The 24,655-nt window shown below is 56.0% G+C and carries 26 protein-coding genes; 16 read left to right on the forward strand and 10 right to left on the reverse strand.

From position 1 onward, the window contains the following. Nucleotides 1-70 precede the first annotated feature (70 nt). A complete protein-coding gene (locus K8I04_09605; protein MBZ0071965.1) occupies nt 71-1,159 on the forward strand; it encodes an NAD(P)-dependent alcohol dehydrogenase in 1,089 nt (362 codons plus the stop codon). 53 nt (nt 1,160-1,212) lie between these two features. Here the strand turns inward: K8I04_09605 and K8I04_09610 are convergent, their stop codons facing one another. Beyond that, nucleotides 1,213-2,358, reverse strand: a complete 1,146-nt coding sequence (locus K8I04_09610; protein ID MBZ0071966.1) for a cation diffusion facilitator family transporter — start codon at nt 2,356-2,358, stop codon at nt 1,213-1,215. A gap of 789 nt (nt 2,359-3,147) precedes the next feature. Here K8I04_09610 and K8I04_09615 point away from each other — a divergent pair. The 7 genes from K8I04_09615 to K8I04_09645 all read left to right on the forward strand — a co-directional run bounded on the left by K8I04_09615 (nt 3,148) and on the right by K8I04_09645 (nt 10,487). Beyond that, nucleotides 3,148-3,873 carry a DsbA family protein gene (locus K8I04_09615; protein ID MBZ0071967.1) on the forward strand — a complete coding sequence of 242 codons (726 nt, stop codon included), beginning with the start codon at nt 3,148-3,150 and terminating at the stop codon, nt 3,871-3,873. 84 nt (nt 3,874-3,957) lie between these two features. Then, the gene (locus K8I04_09620; GenBank protein ID MBZ0071968.1) at nt 3,958-4,260 is read left to right on the forward strand and encodes a monooxygenase; all 303 of its coding nucleotides are present in this window, start codon (nt 3,958-3,960) and stop codon (nt 4,258-4,260) included. A gap of 410 nt (nt 4,261-4,670) precedes the next feature. Then, entirely contained in the window at nt 4,671-5,816 is a 1,146-nt protein-coding gene (locus K8I04_09625; GenBank protein ID MBZ0071969.1) for an MFS transporter, read from the forward strand. Between the two features lie 11 nt (nt 5,817-5,827). Continuing rightward, nucleotides 5,828-7,087 carry a cytosine deaminase gene (gene codA, locus K8I04_09630; protein MBZ0071970.1) on the forward strand — a complete coding sequence of 420 codons (1,260 nt, stop codon included), beginning with the start codon at nt 5,828-5,830 and terminating at the stop codon, nt 7,085-7,087. 164 nt (nt 7,088-7,251) lie between these two features. Continuing rightward, nucleotides 7,252-8,031: an acetoin reductase gene (locus tag K8I04_09635; GenBank protein MBZ0071971.1), complete on the forward strand. Its 780-nt coding sequence runs from the start codon at nt 7,252-7,254 to the stop codon at nt 8,029-8,031. 37 nt (nt 8,032-8,068) lie between these two features. Next, nucleotides 8,069-8,620 carry an NAD(P)H-dependent oxidoreductase gene (locus K8I04_09640; GenBank protein ID MBZ0071972.1) on the forward strand — a complete coding sequence of 184 codons (552 nt, stop codon included), beginning with the start codon at nt 8,069-8,071 and terminating at the stop codon, nt 8,618-8,620. 271 nt (nt 8,621-8,891) lie between these two features. Further along, nucleotides 8,892-10,487 (forward strand): MFS transporter, encoded by a 1,596-nt coding sequence (locus tag K8I04_09645; GenBank protein MBZ0071973.1) that lies wholly within the window; start codon nt 8,892-8,894, stop codon nt 10,485-10,487. Nucleotides 10,488-10,629: 142 nt separating this feature from the next. Here K8I04_09645 and K8I04_09650 read toward each other — a convergent pair whose 3' ends face one another. After that, on the reverse strand, nt 10,630-11,589 hold the full coding sequence (locus K8I04_09650; GenBank protein ID MBZ0071974.1) for a DUF5996 family protein: 960 nt from the start codon (nt 11,587-11,589) through the stop codon (nt 10,630-10,632). A 146-nt stretch (nt 11,590-11,735) separates the two neighbouring features. On the opposite strand from K8I04_09650, the gene K8I04_09655 reads away from it, so the two are divergent. After that, the gene (locus K8I04_09655) at nt 11,736-12,458 is read left to right on the forward strand and encodes a pirin family protein (GenBank protein ID MBZ0071975.1); all 723 of its coding nucleotides are present in this window, start codon (nt 11,736-11,738) and stop codon (nt 12,456-12,458) included. Between the two features lie 22 nt (nt 12,459-12,480). Here the strand turns inward: K8I04_09655 and K8I04_09660 are convergent, their stop codons facing one another. After that, nucleotides 12,481-13,254, reverse strand: coding sequence for a DUF2189 domain-containing protein (locus K8I04_09660; GenBank protein ID MBZ0071976.1), 774 nt, complete (start codon nt 13,252-13,254; stop codon nt 12,481-12,483). Between the two features lie 202 nt (nt 13,255-13,456). Between K8I04_09660 and K8I04_09665 the strand changes: the two genes are divergently transcribed. From K8I04_09665 to K8I04_09675, 3 genes are all read left to right on the forward strand, one after another. After that, entirely contained in the window at nt 13,457-13,603 is a 147-nt protein-coding gene (locus K8I04_09665; GenBank protein MBZ0071977.1) for a hypothetical protein, read from the forward strand. A gap of 217 nt (nt 13,604-13,820) precedes the next feature. Then, nucleotides 13,821-14,963 (forward strand): FAD-dependent oxidoreductase, encoded by a 1,143-nt coding sequence (locus K8I04_09670; GenBank protein MBZ0071978.1) that lies wholly within the window; start codon nt 13,821-13,823, stop codon nt 14,961-14,963. Between the two features lie 71 nt (nt 14,964-15,034). Beyond that, a complete protein-coding gene (locus tag K8I04_09675; protein MBZ0071979.1) occupies nt 15,035-15,451 on the forward strand; it encodes a DUF4279 domain-containing protein in 417 nt (138 codons plus the stop codon). A 117-nt stretch (nt 15,452-15,568) separates the two neighbouring features. On the opposite strand, the gene K8I04_09680 is transcribed toward K8I04_09675, so the two are convergent. The 7 genes from K8I04_09680 to K8I04_09710 all read right to left on the reverse strand — a co-directional run bounded on the left by K8I04_09680 (nt 15,569) and on the right by K8I04_09710 (nt 21,179). Next, nucleotides 15,569-15,730, reverse strand: coding sequence for a hypothetical protein (locus tag K8I04_09680; GenBank protein ID MBZ0071980.1), 162 nt, complete (start codon nt 15,728-15,730; stop codon nt 15,569-15,571). Between the two features lie 40 nt (nt 15,731-15,770). Next, complete coding sequence (locus tag K8I04_09685) at nt 15,771-16,787, reverse strand: tetratricopeptide repeat protein (protein ID MBZ0071981.1); 1,017 nt, start codon at nt 16,785-16,787, stop codon at nt 15,771-15,773. After that, on the reverse strand, nt 16,788-17,294 hold the full coding sequence (locus tag K8I04_09690) for a peptidylprolyl isomerase (GenBank protein ID MBZ0071982.1): 507 nt from the start codon (nt 17,292-17,294) through the stop codon (nt 16,788-16,790). Nucleotides 17,295-17,326: 32 nt separating this feature from the next. Further along, the gene (locus K8I04_09695; GenBank protein ID MBZ0071983.1) at nt 17,327-17,677 is read right to left on the reverse strand and encodes a hypothetical protein; all 351 of its coding nucleotides are present in this window, start codon (nt 17,675-17,677) and stop codon (nt 17,327-17,329) included. A gap of 263 nt (nt 17,678-17,940) precedes the next feature. Beyond that, on the reverse strand, nt 17,941-19,806 hold the full coding sequence (gene aprA / locus K8I04_09700; protein ID MBZ0071984.1) for an adenylyl-sulfate reductase subunit alpha: 1,866 nt from the start codon (nt 19,804-19,806) through the stop codon (nt 17,941-17,943). Then, nucleotides 19,806-20,288, reverse strand: coding sequence for an adenylyl-sulfate reductase subunit beta (gene aprB / locus K8I04_09705; protein ID MBZ0071985.1), 483 nt, complete (start codon nt 20,286-20,288; stop codon nt 19,806-19,808). The genes aprA and aprB overlap by 1 nt, the downstream gene beginning before the upstream one ends. 39 nt (nt 20,289-20,327) lie before the next feature. Continuing rightward, complete coding sequence (locus tag K8I04_09710) at nt 20,328-21,179, reverse strand: adenylyl-sulfate reductase (GenBank protein ID MBZ0071986.1); 852 nt, start codon at nt 21,177-21,179, stop codon at nt 20,328-20,330. A 915-nt stretch (nt 21,180-22,094) separates the two neighbouring features. Here K8I04_09710 and K8I04_09715 point away from each other — a divergent pair. From K8I04_09715 to K8I04_09730, 4 genes are all read left to right on the forward strand, one after another. Beyond that, complete coding sequence (locus K8I04_09715) at nt 22,095-23,084, forward strand: lyase (protein MBZ0071987.1); 990 nt, start codon at nt 22,095-22,097, stop codon at nt 23,082-23,084. 96 nt (nt 23,085-23,180) lie between these two features. Beyond that, nucleotides 23,181-23,513, forward strand: a complete 333-nt coding sequence (locus K8I04_09720) for a hypothetical protein (GenBank protein MBZ0071988.1) — start codon at nt 23,181-23,183, stop codon at nt 23,511-23,513. Between the two features lie 516 nt (nt 23,514-24,029). Then, nucleotides 24,030-24,221, forward strand: a complete 192-nt coding sequence (locus K8I04_09725; protein MBZ0071989.1) for a hypothetical protein — start codon at nt 24,030-24,032, stop codon at nt 24,219-24,221. A 28-nt stretch (nt 24,222-24,249) separates the two neighbouring features. After that, nucleotides 24,250-24,564: a DUF883 family protein gene (locus K8I04_09730; GenBank protein MBZ0071990.1), complete on the forward strand. Its 315-nt coding sequence runs from the start codon at nt 24,250-24,252 to the stop codon at nt 24,562-24,564. Nucleotides 24,565-24,655 lie beyond the last annotated feature (91 nt).

Consider the following 24,655-nt stretch of genomic DNA (forward strand, 5'->3'; position numbering starts at 1 on the left):
GCTCGTGAATTGAAAGAGTCCGGGTTTTGACAGGAAACATCCGGGTTACTTGATTGAAGAGGTCGACTTGATGGACATTACAGCAGCGGTAACCCATAGCCAGGGCAAGGCGTTCGAACTGGAGCCCGTGCAGCTCGCAGACCCTGAGTTTGACGAGATACGGGTCAGGATTGTCGCAGCCGGAGTCTGCCATACGGATGTCGTTGCGCGGGATCTCGGCATAGCACCATTCCCGATCGTACTGGGTCATGAGGGGTCCGGCGTTGTGGACGCCGTTGGTGCAGGTGTGTCTGATCTGCAAGCCGGTGATCATGTGGTGCTGTCATTTGCGCACTGTGGTAATTGCGGGCATTGCCTGACCGGCCACCCAACCGTTTGCGATACATTCAACGATCTTAACTTCGGCGGTGCTATGGACGATGGGAGCCGTCGGCTAGCTCAGGGCGAAAAGTCGCTGGCGACTTTTTTCGGCCAATCGTCATTTTCCACCTACGCCATTGCCAAGTCCAGGAATGCGGTAAAGGTCGATCCGGACGTTGATCTGGCGCTGTTGGGACCGCTGGGGTGTGGTATCCAGACCGGGGCAGGCACCATTCTGAATCGTCTCAAACCGGAATTTGGTTCCAGTGTGGTGGTCTACGGTGCCGGCGCTGTAGGTCTCAGTGCGGTTATGGCTGCCAGAATTATAGGTTGTCAGTACATCATTGCCGTTGATGTGCATGAGAGTCGTCTGACTCTGGCAAAAGAGCTTGGCGCAACCCACGTCTTCAACGGTAAAGACGTGGATGTGGTGGCGGAAGTCAAGAAATTCACCGCGGGCGGCAGTCATTATGCCGTTGAAACCACAGGGGTGCCTCAGGTTGTCAAGCAGTCATTGAATGCCTTGAGGCCGTTGGGCACCGTTGCGATTGTTGGTATCACACCCGAGGTGAATCTTGATATTCACAATGATCTGATGGCCGAAGGAAAAAGCATGATCGGTGTTATTGAAGGAGACTCTATCCCCCGCGTATTCATTCCACAGTTGATCGCGTACTACAAAGCGGGCCAGTTCCCATTCGACAAACTGATCAAATTCTATGAATTTGGACAGATCAACCAGGCGTTTGAGGACTCAGCAAACGGCATCACCATCAAGCCGGTACTGAAAATAAGTTGACGATATCCGGGGAGAAGGAAGGAGCTTGCCGCCTTACAGGCGACAGTGAGTGCTCAACACCGGCTATACACCTGCACATCACCAATATAATCCAGCACTCTGGCCTGCTCGTGTAAACGCCGGCTTAATTGCTCAGCATTTACAATGGCAGCGTGGCTACTACGCACAAGATCTACATGCACTTTGCCATTCAGATAGTGCAATGTCACCTCATCCAACTCGAATGAATCAATGTCCTCAGTCCAAACTTTACGTAAGTCCCCCAGCACTTCACGTCGTAACGGCAAGTCAGCACACGATATCGCGATTGAATCATCTTCAGGATCGATATGCACCAGGGCATCGCTGACATCCTTATGTGCGTCAATCAACTTCAAGCGCACATACTCTGCAATTTTGTGACCCTCGGATACACTTAAACGCTCGTTCACGACGATATGTACATCAATCAAATACACACCGCCCATGCGTCGGCTGCGTAGCATGTGAACACCCCGCACACCGTCAATCGTCTCGATGATACGCTTCAGTGCCGCAGTGGTTTTTGGTTCCATACCCGTATCGATCAATTCCTGGATAGACGACCAGGCCTGGTCCCAACCAATCTTACCGATCATCAAGGCCACCCCTACGGCAGCGAAGGCATCCAGGTAAGGCAGCCCAAGTAAGCTTCCGGCCACACCAACCAGCACGATAATCGAAGAGATTGCATCGGAACGGTGATGCCACGCATTGGCCTTCAGTAAACTTGAATTACATGCGCGCGCGACACGTATGGTGTAATGATAGAGGCCTTCATTGGCGAAAATCGAGAGGGCGGCAATCCATAATACAATTTGGGTTGGTTGCAGCAAGGTTTCCGGGTTGAGCAAACGCTGCGCCGAATCAACCACGATACCGATCGCCGTAATGATTAACACCACACCCAGCCCAACAGTGAAGGCAGTCTCAACCCGGGCATGCCCGTAAGGGTGCTCTTTGTCAGCGGGCCGATTACTGTATTTGGCCGCGAACCACACCATCAGATCAGTGCTTAAGTCCGCTAAAGAATGCACCCCGTCGGCGATCAAGGCATGTGACTGACCGATTATTCCAAAAATCACTTTAAGGATGGTCAAGGCCAGATTAACGATAGCGCCTACTACACTCGTATCGCGCATCGCCTTGTCACGCGCTTGAGCAGACTGCAGATCATCCATTGAAAACTCTCCAAATGTTTCAATTAACCTGTTGTTCTTGTCTGATTGCAGTGATGTAACCCTTCAACCCGGTAACAATATCAAATAAATGCAAACGATCTCTGTACTCATACAGATCACAGGTAAAATTCAGCTCATCCGCTTGGGTATGTTGCAACCATATGCGTACGTTTTGCTCAATGGTTTTGTGCTGACAATCATTGCCATACTTAAAAAGTTATTGACCGTCTGCTCGTCATGTGGTTGCCACAGACCTTGCATACGCTTAACGGGTAGACGCATCAGCATGTATGGGTCACGAATCAAGGCCAACATGCGCTGGAAGATGGCAGTGGCCAGAAAGAGCTGACCACTACACCGATGCTGGCGCAGGACCTTGGTCGGTGTCTTTACGCGAGGTTAAATCCGACACATAAAAAGAGACTATTTGCTGGTCACCATGCCATCGATTCTCCGGCCTATCCTATGTTGATTGCATGTTACTGTATCAACCTCACATGAACACGATGGGGGTGCTCCCACAGCTGCCCGATCGTCTACAGTATGTTATTGACAACGCTGTGCAAAGACTACCTGGCCGGTCAATGCAGTGTCGGGGGCTTTACGGGTATGACCTGGACTATGTCACTTGGTGTGGTGGCACTAATGAGCTCTCTGCGGGTTAATGGTGTTTTGATCAGAATTTCCGGCAGGCGCCTCGCTTGTGAGGACTCCGCAAGCGGCGTTACCATCGAGCCCGTGCGGGAAATGAGTTGATGGTGCCGAGGAAGAAACAAAGGAGCCCCCACCATGATGGACTGTGATCCCATTACAGGCGCCTGCCTGCTGCCCGACCCGGACAGGCCCGGCGACTCCATCGCGCCTGCCAGGAACCACGGTTGGGCCCTCCACTATATTGGCGATCCGATGTGTTCCTGGTGCTGGGGCATCGCGCCTACCATCGACGCAATAGAGGCCTTTTGCGCAGCGGAAGGCATTGAATTCTCGCTCACCATGGGCGGCCTGCGAGCGGGTGGCGGCGACCCGTGGAACGCGGCATTCAAGGATTTTCTCCGCGACGAATGGCGCCGCATCGCCCAGGCCACCGGGCAGCCATTCGGCTTCACACTGCTGGAGTCACCGCATTTCGACTATGACACCGAGCCCGCCTGCCGCGCCGTCGCGACCGTCAAGCTGCTGCAGGCCCGGAACCGCCTCCCGAACTCGACCACATTGAAATTCTTCTCGGCAGTGCAGCACAAATTCTATGTGGACGGACAAGACCCCAAAGTGACGGACTTCTATGCCAGCATTTGTGCCGGCCTGGGACTGGATTTTAACGAATTCGGCGCTGTGTTCGATTCGCCAGAAGCCCTGCAGGCGGTTCAACAGGAATTCGTTCGCTGTCGGCAATGGGGCGTGCGCTCCTTTCCGACGCTGTTGCTGGAGCACCATGGCCAGACAGAGCCGCTGGCCGTGGGGTATGTCACGGCAGAACAAATATTCTCCCGACTGCGGCAAAAAATCGCCACTTGAGTCGAATCTCACCACGCCCGAGTACCGCAGGTGCGTGATCGCTGCCGCGTACACGTCATTTTCGAATAGGGAAGGAGTTGCCTCATGAGCTACCTGCTTCAGGTTGATTTTCCCTATGCTGGCCCTTGGGAACAGGCCATGACCAAAGCCATGGAGGATCTCGCACGGTCGATTGCCGAAGAGCCGGGACTTCTCTGGAAGATATGGACGGAAAACGAGGCTGCTGGCGAGGCGGGTGGCATCTATCTGTTCACGGATATTGCCAGTGCCGAAGCCTACCTGGCAATGCACACGGCGCGCCTCAAAGGCTTCGGGATCCCTCATGTGAATGGAAAGATCTTTGTTGTGAACGAAGTGCTGTCGCAGATGGATCGTGGGCCCGTTTGAAAAAATGCAAAGTCCAACGGCGCCAGGGCCGGCATAAGCACGACCAGCGGGTATAAATAGGCATCGATGTGTTTTGCAGAAACAATCATCGAAATTATCGAGCCGATTCCGAAGATCAACAGCGCAAGGTCGACCAGTATCTGGGGGGTCGAATTGCCGAGAGGTGCAACGTTGGCGGCTCAGTCGACTACAGTATGTGTAAGGGCGGCGGTCTATCGGCGAAGGGCTGATATAACGTGGCGCACGTCGCCCGGGCCCGGGTAGGCCGAGTGTCCCTACAGGCGTTGAAGTAGTGCACCCTTGCTCCGACAGGGATGAAACCAGAACGAATCACAGCTACGGAGAGCGAGATGTCTACAGCTTCCGCAACGGATGGAAAGCAGACCCTGCCATTGTTTGTCTTCGGCCTGATGGCCAGTGTCACTTTTGTAGGCATCCTGTCCGAGCTGGTGCCGTCGGGTATTTTGCCGCAGATGACCGCGGGGCTGGGCGTCGAGGAAAGCGACGTCGGCTTTCTGGTCGGGGTTTATGCCTTGGCTTCCGCCATTGCCGCCATTCCCCTGATCAGTGCCACTTTGGCGGTCAACCGCAAGACGCTGCTGATGGCGCTGCTGATCGGCTTCGCGGCCTCCAATATCGTCGTCGGTCTGTCGTCATCCTATACGGTCATCATCGTCTTCCGCATCGTCGGCGGCATTTGCGCGGGCGTGATGTGGCCGATGATCGCAGCTTACGGCACGCGGCTGGTCCCCGAACACATGCATGGCAAGGCCATCACGGTCATTATGTCGGGCAACACTCTGGGTATCAGTATCGGCCTGCCGGTGATGACGACGATCGGCCTCACATTCGGCTGGCGCAGCGTCTTCCTGGTCCTGGGTGTGATTGTCGCAGTCATTGCCGTGTTGTCGTATTTCTATTTGCCTGCGGTGAAAGGTGAGAAGCTCAGCAGGAGCAATTCGCCCCTGACGGTACTGAAAATGCCCTCGATCCTGATCGTGCTGCTGCTGACCTTCCTGTCAGTCGCGGCCCACTACGGCATCTACACCTACATTACCCTGCTGGTGGAGATGATCGGCTTCACAGGCGGCATCGGCCTGGCACTGCTGATCTTTGGAATCGGCTCGGTCATCTCGGTCATTGTTTCCGCAAGATATATCGACGCATATCTGCGTCCTCTGGTCGTCAGCATGCTCGCCATTGGTGCGATTTCCATGGCCATGTTTCTGGCCTTCAGGGGAACGATCGTCATTTCGCATGCCGCGTTTTTTCTCTGGGGCCTGGCCTTCGGCCCGCTGGTGACAATGTATCAGACCGCCGTCAGCAAACAGGTCGAGAACGGCAAGGATGTCGCGACTTCATTGCAATCCAGCGTCTTCAACTTGTCGATCATGATCGCCACCTGGGTCGGTGGTATGTTCCTGAATGATTTTCCGACATCTGGCGTCAGGCACATCGTGGTCATGTCACTGGTCTGTTTCGTTCTGGCCATCATCATCGCATTCCTGTCCAAACGCACCCTGCGGTCTTCACCAGCGGCAGTGGTCAATCCGTGAAGGAGAAAGACATGAAGAAATTCACCAACGCACTGATCTACCGACAACACGATGAAGCCAGCGAGATCCTGGTCGATAAAGGCGTCATCAAACAGATCGGCAAGAATCTGCCCAAGGCAGACGAGGAAATCGACCTGCAGGGTCGTCTGGTGGTTCCGCCCTATGTGGATGCCCACCTGCACCTGGACTACGTGTACACCGCCGGCAACGAAGGCGCCACGAATACCAGCGGCACGCTGTTCGAAGGCATCGCCCGCTGGCACGATGTCAAGAAAACCCAGACGCTTGAGGATGCCAGGGAACGTGCGCTCAAGGGCATCCAGGAAGAGGTTTCCAGAGGTGTCCAGTTCATCCGTACCCACATCGACGTGGATGATCCCAGACTGACCGGGCTGAAGGCGATGCTGGAGATCCGGGAGCAGCTCAAGGACAACGTTACCATTCAGATCGTCGCATTCCCGCAGGAGGGTATGTACGCTTACAAGGGTGGCGACGAGATGATCGAGGAGGCGCTGAAGATGGGCGCGGACTGTGTCGGCTCCATCCCGCACTTCGAGTGGGCCCGCGAGATCGGCGAGAAATCCATCCACCGCACCGTTGAGCTGGCCGTCAAGTACGACAAACTGATCGACGTGCATTGCGACGAGACCGACGACGTGATGAGCCGCTTCGTCGAGCTGCTCAATGCCCTGGTGATGGCCGAGGGTATGGGTACTCGCACGGCTGCGAGCCACACCTGCTCTTTCGGCTCGGCGGACAATGCCTACGCGTTCCGCATGATGAGTCTGTTTCGGCAGTCGGGGCTGAACTTCATCTCACTGCCAACCGAGAATGCCTATCTGCAGGGCCGGCAGGACACCTATCCCAAGCGGCGCGGTCTGACCCGGGTGAAGGAGCTGTGGGAAAGCGGCATCAATGTGTGTTTCGGCCAGGACTCCATCAACGATCCGTGGTACCCGGTCGGCAACGGCAACCTGATGAATATTCTGGACAACGGCATTCACCTGGCGCAGACCATGTCGTTCGAGGAACTGGATAAGTGCCTTGACCTGATCACTTACAACGGCGCCAAGACGTTGAACGTGGAAGATCAGTACGGCATCGAAGCAGGCAAACCGGCCAATTTCCTGGTGCTGGACGCCAGTTCGCCCTTCGAAGCTGTGCGCCAGCGTGCTGATGTGCTGGCATCGATCCGCCATGGCGAATACCTGTTCAAACGCCCCGACCCGGGCTACGAGATCATGCCCGATGTTTTCAGGAAAACAAAGTGACAGGGATACGAAGTGGGCTTCGGACTCATCGGTTGGGGGACAAAGCAAATACTCAGATCTGTGGATGAGATCAGGAATGATGTGATAGCGCTTCATTTACTGAAGGGGCGTAGCGAAGCGGAATAAGATCGCCGCATCGCCGACGCATTGAAAGGAGAATAAGCATGAGTATCGACGGAAAAGTAGTTCTCATAACCGGCGCGGGCCAGGGCATCGGCCGCGCTATCGCGCTCAGGCTGGCAAAGGACGGCGCGCACATCGCGGTCGTGGATATCAATGATGCAAACACGAGTGCGGTCGCGGAGGAGGTAAGCAAATTGGGCCGCAAGGCGACGACCTTCAAGGCCGATGTTACCAACCGTGACGATGTCTATGCCGCGATCGAGCATACCGAGAAGGCGCTCGGTGGTTTTGACGTCATGATCAACAACGCCGGTATCGCGCAGGTTCAGCCGCTCGCCGACGTCACGCCCGAGGAAGTGGACAAGATACTGAAGGTCAATGTGCAGGGCGTGTTATGGGGCATCCAGGCTGCAGCCAAGAAGTTCCAGCAGCGCAAGCAGAAGGGCAAGATCATCAGCGCTTCATCCATCGCCGGGCATGACGGCTTTGCCATGCTTGGCGTCTACTCCGCGACCAAGTTTGCGGTGCGGGCGCTGACACAGGTGGCGGCGCAGGAGTATGCGAGTGCCGGGATCACGGTCAACGCCTACTGCCCCGGCATCGTCGGCACCGATATGTGGGTAGAGATCGACCAGCGGTTTGCCGAGCTTACAGGCGCGGCGGTGGGCGCGACCTACAAGAAGTATGTCGAGGGCATCGCGCTGGGCCGGGCGCAGACGCCGGAGGACGTTGCCGCGTTCGTGTCGTTCCTGGCGGGCCCCGATTCGGATTACATGACAGGGCAGGCCCCTCTCATAGACGGCGGACTGGTGTACCGATAGTCCGATTGCAATAAGTCAATTACTTCAGGAGATCAACATGAGCCAATATCCCATCGCTGTACTGATCGGCAGCCTTCGCCGTGATTCGTTCAACCGCAAACTCGCGACTGCGATCGCGAAACTTGCCCCACCAGAGTTCTCGTTCAAGCAAGTCGAGATCGGCGATCTGCCACTCTACAACCAGGACGATGATGAAAACCAGGCCGAGGCCGTCAAGCGCTTGAAAGGTGAAATCACGGCCGCTCGTGGGCTGCTATTTGTCACAGCCGAATACAACCGTTCCATTCCAGGCGTGCTCAAGAACGCGATCGACCATGCCTCGCGCCCGTACGGTGAAAGCGTCTGGGCGGGCAAACCGGCCGGCGTGCTGGGTGCCTCGATTGGCGCCATCGGCACGGCGGTGGCGCAGCAGCATCTGCGCAACAGCCTCGCGTATCTGGACGTGCCGACGCTGGGGCAGCCCGAAGCGTTCATCCACGTCAGGGAGGGATTGTTCGACCCGTCAGGCAACATTGGTGCGGATAGCAGAAAGTTCCTGCAGGACTGGATGGACCGCTACGTCGTGTGGGTAAAAAAGCATGCCGGCTGATGACGGAGTACAACCACTTTAGAAAACGCACGTTACGAAAAAGGAGCATGCTATGGAGATTGACGGTACATTATTATAGACGTGGCGCCCGCAGGTGCTGGCCGTCCTGCGTATCGTAACGGCGCATCTGTTGATTTCGAACGGGGCAGCGAAGCACTTCGCCACTGTCTTGTAGAGTGATTCCTTTGACGAGCACGTTAGCCGCGATGTCCGCCAGCACTCATAGTTAGTGGATCAGCAGTCATTTCTTCGCCGTCCCAGGATGCGCCGTATGAAGCCTTTAAAAGACGTCTCGGTGTTGGCCGAGGCCTTGAGCCCGTTACGCCATCCGCCCTACGCGGTACTGTGGACGGCAACGGTCGTCACCAACATCGGTTGGTGGATGTATACCGCTGCCGCAGCCTGGCTGATGACGGACCTCAGCATCAATCCCTTGATGGTCTCGCTGGTGCAGGCCTTGTCGAGCCTGCCGATGTTTCTGCTGGCGCTACCGGCCGGCGCTCTGGCGGATATCGTCGACAAGCGGCGCCTGCTGATTTGGGCCGAGTGCGGTATTTCCATTATTGCGGCGACCTTGGCGGTGCTTGTGTGGCATGACCGCATCACACCGGTCACACTATTGATCTTCACCTTTCTGCTCGGCGCAGGCGCTGCGATCGTCACACCCCCGTTGCAGTCAATCGTCCCGCTGCTGATCCGGAGTAAAGACGAACTTCCTGCGGCTGTAGCACTCAATAGCGTTGGCATGAACATCAGTCGGGCCATTGGCCCGGCGTTAGTGGGTGTGCTGACCGTCGGTGTCGGCATCGCCGCACCGTTCTGGGTCAATGCGATTGCCAACATTGGGAGCATCGGCGGGTTGCTGTGGTGGCGTCCCCCGAAGAAGCCAAGCAGTCGGCTGCCGGCGGAACGCTTTGTTGCCGCGATCCGGACAGGTGTCCGTTATGCACGCAATCATCTACCCTTGCGCGCAACACTGTTTCGCTCGATCGGATTCTTTCTGTTTGCAAGCGCCTATTGGGCCTTGTTGCCGCTCGTTGCCCGCACGCAGATCGGTGGCGGCCCTACGCTTTATGGGCTCTTGCTGAGCGCGATTGGCGGCGGCGCCATCGTCGGTGCCATGATTTTGCCCAGGCTCCGGGCGATGTTCAGTTCGAATGCACTGGTCGCAGGTGCGGCAGTGGGTACCGCCTTTGCGCTCGTGATATTCGGCGTTGCACGCGAGCCGTGGACCGCGCTTATCGCGAGTCTGCTGGCCGGCAGCTGTTGGATCACCGCGGTCTCGAGTCTGAATGTTTCGGCACAGTTTACACTGCCCGATTGGGTGCGTGGGCGCGGGCTCGCAATCTATGTCACCATCTTTTCCGGTGCACTGGCGATCGGCAGCGCGCTTTGGGGAGGGTTGGCCAGCATCATCGGTCTGTCGATGACACATTTTGTTGCAGCGGCATGCACGCTGCTCGCAATACCGCTGACACGGCGCTGGAAGCTGCAGGGGTCCCGCGCAATGGACCTTGCACCTTCGATGCATTGGCCGGTGCCGGTAGTCGCGGGTCAGATCGATGACGATGCCGGCCCTGTGTTGGTTACCATCGAATACACCGTGCATCCGAACCAGCGCGAACCGTTTCTCGCTGCGCTCTACCGTCTGTCGGCTCAGCGGCGGCGTGATGGGGCTTACGCTTGGGGTGTATTCGAAGACGCCGCAGAGCGCGGCAGATTCATTGAAACCTATTTGGTCGAATCCTGGCTCGAGCACCTGCGCCTGCACGAGCGTGTGACCCGGGCCGATCATGCGGTGGAGGAGTGCGTTCACGGCTTCCTGATCACCGCACCGAAGATCACGCATCTGGTCACGCCCACATGACCGTGATTCCATTCACGCTATCGCGTTCGGCTGCGAGCTGAAGCGCCATTGGGTACGAGACGATGCGGATACGCTGCGGAAGGTCATGCGCTGGTATTTTTCACGATACCAGCGGCTCACCCGGCAATACTGCTCGGCTCGCTCAGACCACGCGCGGGTTGCTGGTCCGGCCGCCAGGATAGTCCGGATAGTCCAGTACAGCATGATCCCAGCCGCCAGTCTCGACCGCGGCGTCGTAGGTGCTCTGCAGAAAAGCCAGCAGCGTGTCGTCCGGTGCAGCGGCCGTGCGCACGGCCGCATAAGGCAAAATGAACTCGCCCAGGCCCTCGTGATAATAGGCCGCCGCCGGCTGGACCGGATACCCGGCGAAGCCATCAGGCGTCGGGTAGGCATACGCGTAAAAGGCCGCCTCGCCGAGGCCGGCCCCCGGCCAGAATCCGGCGCTGGAGAGCTCGTGCGAATAGGCTTCCTGCATAACCCAGTCGGCGCAGTTGGGCACACCGCCGGGATGGGTTGGCGCGGGACGGCCGGAAAAACGCGTCACGGCCAGATCGAACGCCCCCCAGAAAAAATGAACCGGACTGACCTTGCCGAGATAGCCGGCACGAAACGCGTTCAATACGCGATCGGCCTGCACCAGTGCCTGCCAGAAGCGGTGCATGGCGTCGGCATCGTAGCTCGCATCCGACGTATTGCTTTCAAACGGCGTGGCGACTTCGACCTCGACCGGGCGCGTAAAAATATTGACGTGGATGCTCAGTTCACCCAAGGCGTCCATAAGCTGATGATAAAACGCGGCCACCGTCATAGGGCGTAGCGCGAACGTGCGTTCGCCGCCATCCGAGGTGTACACTGCGAGTGCGTGATTCACGAAGTCAAAGTCGATTGCGAAGCTTCGACGCTGGTAAGGAATGGATGACGTCGTCAGCCCGCGGGGCGTCACATACAGGGCATTACCCCAGGAATGATTGATCCAGGGGCCGAGTTCCAGACGTATCTTACCCACGACCTGCGCCCACATATGCACGGTATCGGCGGTCTCCTGCCAAGCGGCCAGAACGGGCAGTTCAGGCCAGAGGTTTGAGCTCACGATGTCGGTCATGGCAATGCTCCTCTGTAACGTTGTCGGCTGTCTCCGGCGGTAGAAAACTGAATCATCGCACGTTTCCCACAGCTTCGTTCTGCCTCACGTTTGAAACCCCACGGGGAGCATGGCTCCCCGACAACTCAGCAACGAGGAGAAACACCATGATGCAAGTACGCAAGGCTGCTGACCGCGGCGTGGCCGAGCACGGCTGGCTGAGCTCGCGCCACACCTTTTCGTTCGCCGACTACCGGGACCCCGATCAGATCGGCTTCTCCGATCTGCGCGTGATCAACGAAGATCGCGTGGCACCGGGTCAGGGCTTTGGCACACATCCGCACCGCGACATGGAGATCTTTTCGTACGTGCTGGAAGGTACCCTGGCGCACAGCGACAGTATGGGTACCGGCTCGCAGATCAAGCCCGGCGACGTGCAGCTGATGAGCGCCGGCAGCGGCGTCACCCACAGCGAGTTCAACGGCTCCGAGGATGAGCCGGTACATTTTCTGCAGATCTGGATCGTGCCGGAGCACACCGGTGGCGCGCCGGTCTATCAGCAACAGCACTTCAGCGACGTGGACAAGCGTGGGCGTCTGCACCTGATCATCTCGCCCGATGGTCGCGACGGCTCGCTGCGTATCCAGCAGGATACCAACGTCTACGCTGGTCTGTTTGATGGCGATGAAAGTGCCACACTGACGCTGGACAGGAACCGCCACGCCTATGTGCATGTCGCCCGTGGCAGCATCGAACTCGACGGCGTGAAGCTGGAGGCCGGTGACGGTGTGCGCCTGCGCAACCCGCAGACGCTGCAGCTGACCGCCGGCAAGGATGCCGAGGTACTGGTGTTCGACCTGCGTCCGCAGGAAGTGCCGCAAATGCCATGAGGTTTCGTAGGCGGGGCTCCCGCTAGGTAACCAACTCGCGGTAGGCGTGCCAGCTCGCATGCCCCAGCAAGGGGAAAATCAATATCAGCCCCAGGTAAGCGGTCGCGATGCCGAATGCAGTCAACCCGAAAATGATGACGGCCCATTTCGCCATGACGCGTTTGTTCTGCCTGACTACACTCACACTTGCCACCACTGCGGTAACCGGATCAATGTTACGATCCATCATCATCTGCAGGGTGACAACACTACCGGAGAATACCGCTATAGCGACCAGCAGGCCCATTCCAGCATACATTGCGATGAGTGCCCAGCCTTCCGACGAGAACAACAATACTTCAAGGCTTGGCACGAACATACCATCCGCCACGCCTATGACCAGTACTGTCGTCAGCCAGTTGAACCAGGACCAGAAGAACAGCACCAGCAACAGCATCATGCCGTATAAGAACACCGATAGGCCGTTGCCGCGCCAATAACGCCATGCTTGCGCGAACGTGGGTACCTTATTCTGTTCGTGGGCGCGACTGATGCCGTAAAACCCGATCGCCAGTACCGGCGCAACCAGTACGAAGCCGGTACCAATTGTCATCAGGGCCCAGGGTGCCTGCCAGCCCACGTAGCTCACCAGGTAACCCACGGCAACGTAAAGCACGCCGATGCCTATGCTGAGCAGGCGGTTTATCTTGACGTCCGCCCACCCCTGTCGCAACCAGCGATACGGCGCATCGCCCGCTACCCGCTGAATTTTCGGAATTTCAACTTCTATTCCCGTTTTACTGACCAGCAATGTCATCGTCCCACCCTCCGTCCGTTGATGATTGGCATATCTGGCGTACGTAGTATTACTTATAGACCAGAATTGACGCAAAGTGTTCAAACCATGCGTCGCGCTTCAGCCGACGAGGCAATCCAGAAAGGTGACGATACTGTGGTTGATTGCTTCCCGGTTATTTTCAGGCAGCCGCCCAGCGAGCTCTTGCACCCACCAACGGACCATGATTCAGGTGCTGGGCATCGGCTATCGCCTCATTGCCTGGGATCTCAACGAAAAAGCGGGCGTTGGGAAAAAGATGACCCATACGGGTACGGTGACATGGATGCAACGTTTCGGTGGCGCCGAACTTCAACGTATCGGGCGGTGAAGTGGCGGGCCGGAGTAACGGGCCGTTGACGGTAAACTGCTGCTGGACCTGAGCAAACAGGACGTTTATGCTCCCCGTACTCAGGGATCCACATCGTGGGTTGCGGAGGGCAGCATGATGATGGATTGATGCTGGCATTCCCACCTATCAGTAGACCAATTCATTGTGAACGTGCATCCATCGACCGATCCGCCGGCCTGCCTACAGCGTAAGCCTCATGTCGACGTCCACGCAGATTGATACCGGCGCCGGCGACCCGGTGGTCGTGATTGGTGGCGGGCTTGCCGGACTGTACGCCGCCTGGCGGCTGACGCAGGTCGGGGTCAACGTTGTGCTGGTGGAGGCACAGCCGCGGCTCGGTGGCCGGATCTTGTCGGAGCCTCTGCCTGGGCTGGCCCCTCCCGTCAGTACCGCCTATGACCTCGGGCCCACCTGGTACTGGCCCGCGCTGCAGACCCGCCTCCCACAACTGATTCATCAGCTGGGTCTGCATGTGTTCGAGCAGCCGGCCGACGGCGCTGTGCTGTTCGAGTCCTCGCCCGACCAGACTGAGCGTGTGGCCTATAGCCCGGCAATGGCCGGTTCGATGCGCCTGCACGGCGGCATGGCGCGCCTCATCACTGCGCTTGCGTCACACATCGACCCCAGCCGCATTCGGCTTGGCCATCGGGTGGTCGGCCTGCACCTGGTCGATGATGTCCTTGAGCTGGACGTCGCCACTGGCGACGAGGGACCAAGCGTGCAGCTGCGTGCGACGAGGGTCGTCTGCACACTGCCGCCACGTCTGCTGGCCCGGTCGGTGTCCTTCGCTCCACCGTTGCCGGATGCCATCATTGATAACTGGTTGGCGGTCCCGACGTGGATGGCCGCGCATGCCAAGTTCGTAGCGGTCTTCGAACGTGCGTTCTGGTGCAATGCCGGCCTGTCCGGTCAGGCACAGAGCCGGGTCGGGCCACTGGTGGAGATCCACGACGCGACAGAACCAGGCGGGCAGCCAGCGCTGTTTGGGTTCTTCGGCGTGCCCGTTGAAGCCCGCCGTACGGCTGGTACGCAGCTCCATGAGGCTGCGCTCGCGCAACTGCAGCGCTTGTTCGGACCCGCCGCGGCGAAGCCATTGCACACCTTCTACAAGGACTGGGTGGACGACGCGTTCATCGCTACGCGCGACGACGAGACGGCGCCCCTGTCCCATCCCGCCTATGGCGCCCACACGGCCCTGCCCGGGCGCTGGAAGGACCGCCTGTGGTTGGCCGGCACGGAGTCGGCCCGCGAGCACGGTGGCTATCTCGAAGGAGCGCTGGAAGCGGCAGAGGTCGCCGTCCAGGAGCTGCTTGCCCAGCTGCCGACGGCAGCTTGCTGAGATCGGATGGCGCGTGCAGCAGCCAATATGGCAGGCACACGAACTGCTACCATGACAATGAGGACAGTATAATGGCATCTAATCAAGCACGGGCCTACTTCGCGCTGAGTGGTTATCATTTCAATCCAGACGACATCACTCGCCTGCTGGGCATACAACCCACCTCAATCAATGCCGCTGGTGCGGCCAGTGGGTTGGACAAGCCTGTGATCAGTTCATGGGAGTTATCGACGGATACGATCACTGATGATGTGGACGTTTATGACTTGACTGGAAAACTCATCAAGCAAGTGGAGCCGGCCAAGGAAAAGATCCTGCAGGTGATTAAAAGCCACAACTTGTCCCCCAGAATCGGGGTGGTCCTGGTTTTGTCGACTGATAAAGATGAATCAGTACCCGACGTTGGTTTTGGTGCCAGAACAATCCGCTTTCTGGCGGATATCGGGGCTTTCATAAATGTGGATTACCGGCTTTCTGAGCGTATCTAAGTAATCTCTGCCATTTTTCAGAGCCAAAAAAAATGCACGCTACAAAAAGCGTGCATTTCACAACCAAGAACTGAAGTAAGTAGCCACGCGAGCACCGGCTGCGCGTGGCTGGTTGCCTTAGGGCTTCTTGGGGGTGGTGTAGGGAACCTCTTTCTGGAAAGACTCCCAGATGGTTTCATAACCAACATAGCCCTTTTCATTTGCCGGCATTTGACGGGTCGTTAGAAAACGGCTCTTGCCCTCGGGAACTTTGGGCCTGGTTTTTGGTGCTTCGCTCATAGTACTAACTCCTTGCTGGTTTGAACGGGATAAATGTAAACTATTTTGCAGCCCCTGCAACTGAACTAATCTGCGCCTCGCAATGCTTTAAACAGAGTGGTTGAAGCGCATGCGGGAAACATTCGATAATCAATTCAAATTCATCGGCCACTTCGTCGGCAAGTGTGGCGTCCTTCGTCAACTCAGCCAGCACGCCCCGTGCAGTAGACCTGTTCACCCTGCATAGCACTGCCAGATGAATGGGAAGTTGTTGCTCCATGCATACTGTCAATGCCGTTTCATACGACCTGATTGCCTCTTCCAGGTGATCTGGGCTTTCTTCTGATTCACCCAGATTATGCAGTACCGCGCCAGAATTATTGTGTGTGGCGGCTAACTCGAAAGCGTTGTTATCAGCATCGAACTCGGTAATTGCATTTTTATAGGCGACAACGGACTTTTGAAAAGTACGACTACCCTTCAGAAGTTTGCCATGCGTATGGAACGTGGCGCCAAGTTGATACATGGTTGCTGCCCATTCTTCAGGCGTCTCTTTTCGGGACCATACCAATAATGCATTAGTGTAAGCATCGATGGATTCTTTCAATAATTTCGAGTTATCCAGTTGCCGGCCCAATGCTTGTTTTGCGGTTCCCAGGTTATATTGTGTTGCCGCCCAGTCAAGGGGTGACTTTTCCTGGTCGAACTCTTCCAGCGCACTAGTAAAGCACTGAATGGATTTTTCAAACAATGCAACATCTCTTTGCTGCTGCCCCAGCGCCGCAAGGATATTGCCAAGATCATTCTGGGTCTCAGCCCAGGCTAATGGTTCCTGATCACGATATTTGGCTGTCAGTGTTGCCTCATGAGCCTCACGCGCACTGCCAAGAACATTGGAACTGAATCTGCGTTGTTCATAATTCCCCCGTGTATAGAGGAAATTATCAGCTACTGTTACCTTGGTATCCGGAGTGGCAGCAACGGCCAACTCTTCGCCAAGCATGCCGATAGCATTGGCTATTGCACGTTCCAGGGCTTTATTGACCGGGTAAAACAGGTAGGTATTTGAGAATTTCATTTATGCCCGACCGAGAATTTCATTGATGTCCGGATCGGCGCCAACAGCTCCGCCGAGGTCAATTTCTTCATCGGTCGCTTCACGTATGCTCAGAACTTCCAATGTAAAAATTACGTCTCTGCCACAAAGTGGGTTGTTGCCGTCCACGGTCAATGTCTTGTCATCGAATCGGGTAACGATGAAGTTTTTAAGTTCACCTTTTTCATTTTCCATGGTGATGGTCATGCCGATCTCTCGATACTCTTCAGGAACATTATCGATGTGATCAGTAAACACGAGTGATTCGTCTCTCTCACCATATAACAGTTTGGTATCGATCGGAACTTCGATGATGTCCCCGACTTTTTTGCCGTCCAGTTGCTTTGTCACCTGTTCAGACATGACATCATTCACGCCATGTACATAGCCCAGGGGATAATCAACGGTAACAAGCACGTCACCGGTTTTTTGGTCGATGACCTTATAATTCAGCTCAACGAATTTTTCGTTTCGAATAATATCTGACATAACTGACAAAGCCTGATGTAGGTAATGCTGTCTTAGAACAGCGTAGCACCAAATATTTTTACCTTATCCTTCTCGTAACCCAGTACCAGTCGGCCCAGCCATTCACCCTCTTTCTTGGTGTGCCTCTGCTTATATAACACCGTTACATATTCACCGCGGCGTATCATGCCAAGATATTCGTAATCTTCTGACAGGTTTTTTGTTAATTCACTTCTCGCGAACTGTTTACCCATCTCGATTTCATTCGCACCTAACAGCATGGCGGCTGCAAAATTACGGGTGAAAGCGCCGTAGTTTTGTTCGTTCGAGTACTTGACGAGATCAGCCCACATTGGATTTGCCAGCGCTAGAATCTCTTCATCTGATTTTTCAATAATATTCATCATTTCGTTCTTCATTTAGAGCATGCATCTGGTTTTGCAGGGCTACCATCGTAAAAAAGTCGCATGCTGTAAACCATAGAAAAAAAAGACCAACAAACAATATGCTGGTCTTACTTTTAAAGATTAAGTAAAGGAACCTCTGGCTTATTTGTCATTGCGAGGAGCGTAGCGACAAGAAGATTGCTTCGCTTCGCTCGCAATGACGGTACGACGAATTCACCAGGGGTTCCTGAAGTTATTTTTCTACTGCTCAGCTATTACCTCTATTCATCAGCTACCAGATGGTACAGAGGGGCTTTTTCCATCGTGTATGCACCTGTTTTGCGATCACGATGAGAAACGGTCAGCACGTGCCAGTTCTTGTCATCCAGTTTCATCGCATCACCACGGTAGTAGTAGCCAGGCCAACGCGTTTCCTTGCGGAACAACGTATGGTGGAACACACTTTCGGAAGTACGGACACGGTGATGTAATTCCCATGCACGCAACAGCTCGTGTATATCGGATGCCGCAACCATCTCCATGTCTTCCTCAAGCGTTTTAAGCTTCTTGAGGCCGATGTGAAGAAGTTTCTCGTTGGTCATGTAGTTGACGCCAAAACCACCGCAATACTCATCCATCAGTTTCTGCAAGCGATCCAGACCCTGTCGTGGATTGATGAAGTTTGGGTTCACCGACCCGGCAACAACTTCATTGCTGTAAACCCTGTGGGTCTCCAGCGGCTTGTAGATCTTCTCTTTCAGATCATTGATCTGCTTGTCAGAGACTACAATGCCTTCGGCCTTGCCGTCGTCGATGTACTTGCAGGCGGCCTTGGCGGCCAGACGACCTTCAGTGAAGGAGCCCGATGAGAATGCGTGTGGTGTGCCACCTACCGCATCACCCGCGCCAAACAGGCCTTCGACAGTGGTCATACGGTTGTAACCCCAGTAGTACTCCGGAGGGGAAACATCTTCAGGACCCGAGCACCATGCACCGCAACCCGTTGCATGTGAACCCATGACGTAGGGCTCAGAGGTCGTCAATTCAGGGTTCTCGTATTTCGGATCGACGTCCGTGGCAGCCCAAAGTACCGCTTGGCCTACAGTCATACCCAGGAAGTTGTGCCAGCCGATCTCTTCAAGGTGCGGATCCTGGAACGCTTCCATGGTCACCATGTGTATGGGACCGCGACCGGCATTCACCTCGGAGATAAAGGCATGGTTACGCAAACAGGTCGGAATGGGCTTGTGGGACAGGTGCTGTCCTTCCGTATCCAGGTATTCCTTGCCGACCATTTCCGTCAGCGCCGGGAACCACTTGGATTCATACTCTTCACCCAGACCGTTTTGGGTATAGGTCTTGAGATGCAGGAAGTATGCACCGACTGGGCCGTAACCATCCTTGAATCGAGCCAGCACGATACGGTTTTCCATTTGCGTCATCTTCGCGCCGGCTTCGATCATCAGGCCGTACGCGGATCCCGATGACCACGGTGCGTACCAGACGCGACCCGCGCCTTCACCGACGGAGCGCGGCTTAAAGATGTTGGAAGCACCACCGGCACCACAGATTACGGTCTTGGACTTGAATACGTGGTAGTTACCGGTGCGAACGTTGAAACCAACAGCACCGGCGACGCGGTTCTCTTTGGAATCATCCATCAGCAGATGGGTTATGCAGATACGGTTGAATACCTTGTCAGCTGATTTCTTCGCAGCTTCGGCAACAATCGGCTTGTAGGATTCACCGTGAATCATAATCTGCCAACGCCCTTCACGCAGATAGGAGCCCTTCTTAGGGTCTCTCATCAGTGGCAGGCCCCACTCTTCAAACTGGTGCACCGTGGAGTCGACGTGGCGCGCCATATCAAAAGCCAGGTCTTCACGCACCATACCCATCAGGTCCATGCGCGCATAGCGGACGTGATCTTCTGGATTGTTTTCGCCAAAGCGCGTGCCCATGTAACAGTTGATCGCGTACAAGCCCTGGGCGACCGCACCAGAGCGATCAATGTTTGCTTTTTCCGCAATGACGATCTTCTTGTTCTTGCCCCAGTACCTTGCTTCAAATGCAGCACCGGTACCACCGAGGCCGGCACCTGCGACCAGGATGTCGATATCATCTTCGATAATAGTTTTGTAGGCCATTAGTAGTACACCCCTTCTTGCATTTTCAGGCCATTCGACTTGAGCGTGTGCAAGCCACCCTCATCCAGTCGAATATACTTGGGCTCGTTGAACAAAAGCTCACTGGCACGCATTTCATTACTCGGTGCGGCTTCTTTGGAAAGTTCAGGAATGGCCGTGCCCCACGGTTTTGTCGTGATAGGCGCCAACAACTCCATGTCCTTTTTGCCATTGCGGAATTTGATACGCCAGGCAATCGTTCCTTGTTCCTCATTACGAAGCACACGTACCGAGTGGCCCAGGGGTGCAAAATCGGCATAACCACGCACATCAATGGCTTGGTGGGGGCAGGCTTTCACGCAGGAGTAACACTCCCAGCACATGCTGGGTTCGATGTTGTAAGCGCGTCGAAGGGTTTTATCAATGTGCATAATGTCTGACGGGCAGATATCAACGCACTGTCCGCAGCCATCACAACGAGTCATATATACGAAAGTTGGCATAATGTTCTCTCTTTAACTTCGAAAGTTGTTGAATGAATGCTAGTAGTTGTTTGCAGACTCGCGCCTGATACCAGGTCCCATGTAGGCTGGGTTCTTACCCATATATTCGGGGATATCCGGGAATTTCGCCTGTACTGCAGGATCCGTCAGATCGTACTCAGCAGGTAGATTTTCTCTCGAACCATCGGCCCTGGTAACACGCTTCTGAAAAGCAGCGGCGGGCTTGAAGAACATATGGGCGAACTTCGACCAGAATACGGTGCCAAAAAGCGTTGTGCTTGAAACGATGAACAAAACGAGGAACAGGGTTGACCACCCGGCAATACCGATCGACTGCGCAAAGGACCAGAGCAATGCAAACGTTGAAGTTGCCAATAGCGACAGGATAAAGAGGTCCGCACGTTCGATGCGATACCACGTCAGGCCCTCCGCAGAAACATCGACCCGGATAGAGAACCAGAACCAGTATCCACCGGCAGCAAGCATCAGCGCGCCGAGATGCCAGAGCAGTGGCAGGGTGGTGGGTGTAGACGTCGCGGGCGTCGAGTAGCCAAAAATCATAATGGCGGTAGTGACGACGAATATAATGAAGCCATACATGGTCAGCAGATGAGAAAGTCTGCGTCTTGGATTGCAGAACTCGCCAGATGTCAGCACTTCGTTCGCCAGCACTTTAATGGCAATCGATGCTTTCTCGCCGCTACTCACTGTACGTTTCGCGCTTTTCTGTGCCTTTTTTGCATTTTCAAAAAAGTACTGAGCGCTTTTCTTATGAACCATGTCAAGTATCGTCCCACCGATCACCAGCAGGACCATCAAAATAATGTATGCCTGCATAATGGCCGGTGATATAATGGCCGAAAGCTCAGAAAAGGGGTTGCTCGTGAACATTAGGTAATCCTCAAGTATTTTAGTCGCCAGTGTATCCTTAAACTCAGCTCTGCGGCGAGTATAAACAAGCCACGGAGTATAACAAAATTGCTCGGCCTGAAACTACGGGGTGGTTGCTCTGCGACAAGGAATAGTCAATTGAATGTCTTCAATTCCTCTTCACTCAGAGTACTGATCTACTTTCCTTCGGTGCCTACCATCGGGTCGGCCAATGTACGTTTGGCGTGGATCTGGTCGTTGATACGTTCCTCCAACGTGTCGAGGGTCATAAATTGGTGCATCCGCACGGTTTGAGTGCCGGCCGATGCGGTCGGTGGCCTGGACCTCGACGGCGGGATTCTTTCACAGATCGTAACGGATCACATTGGCGGGGGGCGGCCAGGGTCAGCCCAGAGCCGCTGCTCTGGCGTTGGTGCTGGGGCCGTCGATGCTTTCCCTTGCCGTTCCCTCCGAAGCTGTCGAACCCGGCATTCTAGCGTCGAACTTCCGCCACCAACAGCCCTGCTGCCACCTTTTCCGCCACCCGTTTTACATGGGGGGATAATACTATCACCCCTGATCGGGTGGCCAAAATAACGATGCTGCTGTACGGCCCACGCGGGTAGAAAACGCCGGCGCTGTCCTAACGGTGCTGCTTGCCGGCATGCCTATCGCGAATAGCGCCATAAGGAAAATCTATATAGTTAATAAATTAGTCAGGTCGCAATAAACATGCGGGCCGCTTCCATGCGGCGGGGGCGGCGCATAGTGGAGGAGTGCAGCCTGTGGGGTGTTTCCACCGAACGGCAACACCTGGCCCAGAGCCGTGCGCCGTCGCCTGGCTTGCCGGCGGGCCTTTCCGGCTGACACCCGAACTGAGGACTCGACCTCAATGCCCCGGGTGGCTCAGTCTGTCCCCTGGAAAAGGAGACCGTTATGCGTACCCTGAGCTATCTGCTGTCAATCTTCCTGTTGAGCGTAGTGCCGCTGTCCCATGCTGTGTCAGCAGCGCTGGCGATTCAGGAATGGCCGGTACCCTGGCCAGGCACCCAGCCGCGCGACCCGGATGTGGCCGCCGATGGCCGCATCTGGTTTGTTGGGCAGACCGGCGACTATGTGGCCCATTTCGATCCGACCACGCAACACTTTGAGCGCATCGATCTCAATGAAGGCGCGGGCCCGCACAATCTGATCGTCGGATCCGACGGCTACATCTGGTACGCCGGCAACCGTGACCGGCATATCGGTCGCATGAATCCGGAGACGGGGACGATCCAGCGCATCGAGATGCCGGACGCGGCGGCGCGTGACCCCCATACCCTCATCGAGGACGGCCACGGGGCAATCTGGTTTACCGTGCAACACGGCAATGTCATCGGCCGACTCGACATGACGAGCCACAAGGTGCAGCTGATACCCGTCCCGACCCCACAGGCTCGACCCTACGGCATCATCAGCGACCGCCAGGGCCGCCCCTGGATCGCCCTGGTCGGCACCAACAAACTCGCAACCATCGATCCTGAAACGCTGCAGCTGACGGAGATCGAATTGCCACGTGAAGATGCGCGGCCGCGCCGCGTGGTGAGAACCCGTGACGGACGGATCTGGTACGTCGACTACGCTCAGGGCTACCTGGGCAGTTACGATCCGACGACCAAAAAGATCCAGGAATGGCGGACACCGAACGGACAATCCGGTCCGTATGCCATGGCGGTCGACGCCAAGGATCGCATCTGGTTCGTGGAGACCCTGGTGCAACCAAACCAGTTCGTCGGTTTCGATCCGGCGACAGAGGAATTTTTCAGCCAGACAGACATCCCCAGCGGCGGCGGCTCCGTACGACACATGGTGTTCGACCCGAAGACCAATACCATCTGGTTCGGCACCGATACGCAGAATATAGGTAGGGCGAGATTGCCTGATTAACGATGTTTGGGGGCAGAGTGAAAACCTGTGAGTAACAGCTAATAGTTTTTGCTCTGACTCCAATTATCCATGGATATGAAAAGAACCGGAGATACTATGAAATCAGTCTGGATCACATTGCTGTTGTCGCTGGGGGCCGTCGTTACGGCACAGGCCGGGGTCGCGGGCTGGACGGATGCTGCGAACGTCAAGGCGCTGGAGGCCAATGAGGCCGGCCGCTTCACGGCGAAACTCGCGGTCGAAAAGAATACCAGCGGCTGCCGCAATGCCGACTGGTTCTATGGCGACTACGGTCGTCCCGGCAGCGAACTCATGTATCGGACCCTGCTGGAGGCATCGCTTGCGGGGCTCAAGGTGCAGCTGTATGTCACCGGTGCCTGCGATCTTAAAGGCTACTCGGGCATCTCGTCCGTGCGCATCCTGCCCTGAGGTGATGAACCCGGCCGGCACCCGATCGGTTTATACCGGGTCACGCTATGGAATCCTTCGTCTTGTCTCAGGGACGTGCTGGAACCTGATACCAGGGAACCTTTGATTACTCCGTCATTGCGAGAATGCCTAGACCCGAAGGGTGAGGTACCCATAATGAAGTCCGCTGGACTTCTAATGGGTGCAGCAAAGCAATCTACAATCTGTTGATCTACCGTAAGAGGAGATTGCTTCTGGCGGCACACAGGCGTAGCAGGCGGGCCGGTGCGGGTGACACAGCCTGCACTCCGCGGGCCGGCTATGTACGCCAGCAGACAGACGGCGAGGGGCTCTCCCCATAAACTGGGACTATCGGTACCTGCACGCGTGAGCTGCCTTCACGGCGGCGAAGGCGAGGGTCGGAAGCCGCACCACCGACTCCCTACGGCGCAGCGCACGTACTATGTTTTACAAACGGGAATAGCCGGCGCGGTTGTTCTCCATTCCATGTCAATCGTTCAACAAGAGGTATGAATCATGAAATCAATCCAGATCGTCAGTGCAGCCCTGATCACGAGTGCCTTGCTGGTAGCACTCCCCGGCTGCGAGAAAGAGGGTCCGGCGGAACGGGCCGGTGAGAGTATCGATGAGGCGGTAGAGAAGACGGGAGAACAGATCGAAAAAGCCGGTGATGCCATCCAGGACTCGGCACAGGGCGACAATAAGTAACACGCAAGAATCCGTAACGGAGGGCTGTATGGAAAACGTAGCCGATGAAGTCACCAAAGACCAGTTGATCGCCGATTTCAAGAAGGTGGTAGCGGATGCGGAAGCGCTACTGAAAGCGACTGCCAGGCATGGTGGTGAAGAGCTGGCCGAAGTGCGCGCCAGGGCGGAAGCCTCCCTCAGGGCTGCCAAAGCCAGGTTGGCGGAGGAGCGGACGGCACTGTTGGGCAGAACCAAAGATGCCGCCAGGGCTACCGATGCCTATATCCACGACAATCCATGGCAAGCCATCGGCATCGCCGCCGGTGTCGGCCTGGTGGTCGGCCTGCTCACCGGTCGCCGCTAGGCGCTCGCCATTCCGGTGCGTGCCCCGCAATGGCTGGGGCGCGGCTGGGTGACATGGCAGGTGATGCACACATTGCGCGGCAGGCCGCAAG

The sequence above is a fragment of the Gammaproteobacteria bacterium genome (assembly GCA_019911805.1).
Taxonomy (GTDB): Bacteria; Pseudomonadota; Gammaproteobacteria; order Thiohalobacterales; family Thiohalobacteraceae; genus JAHJQQ01.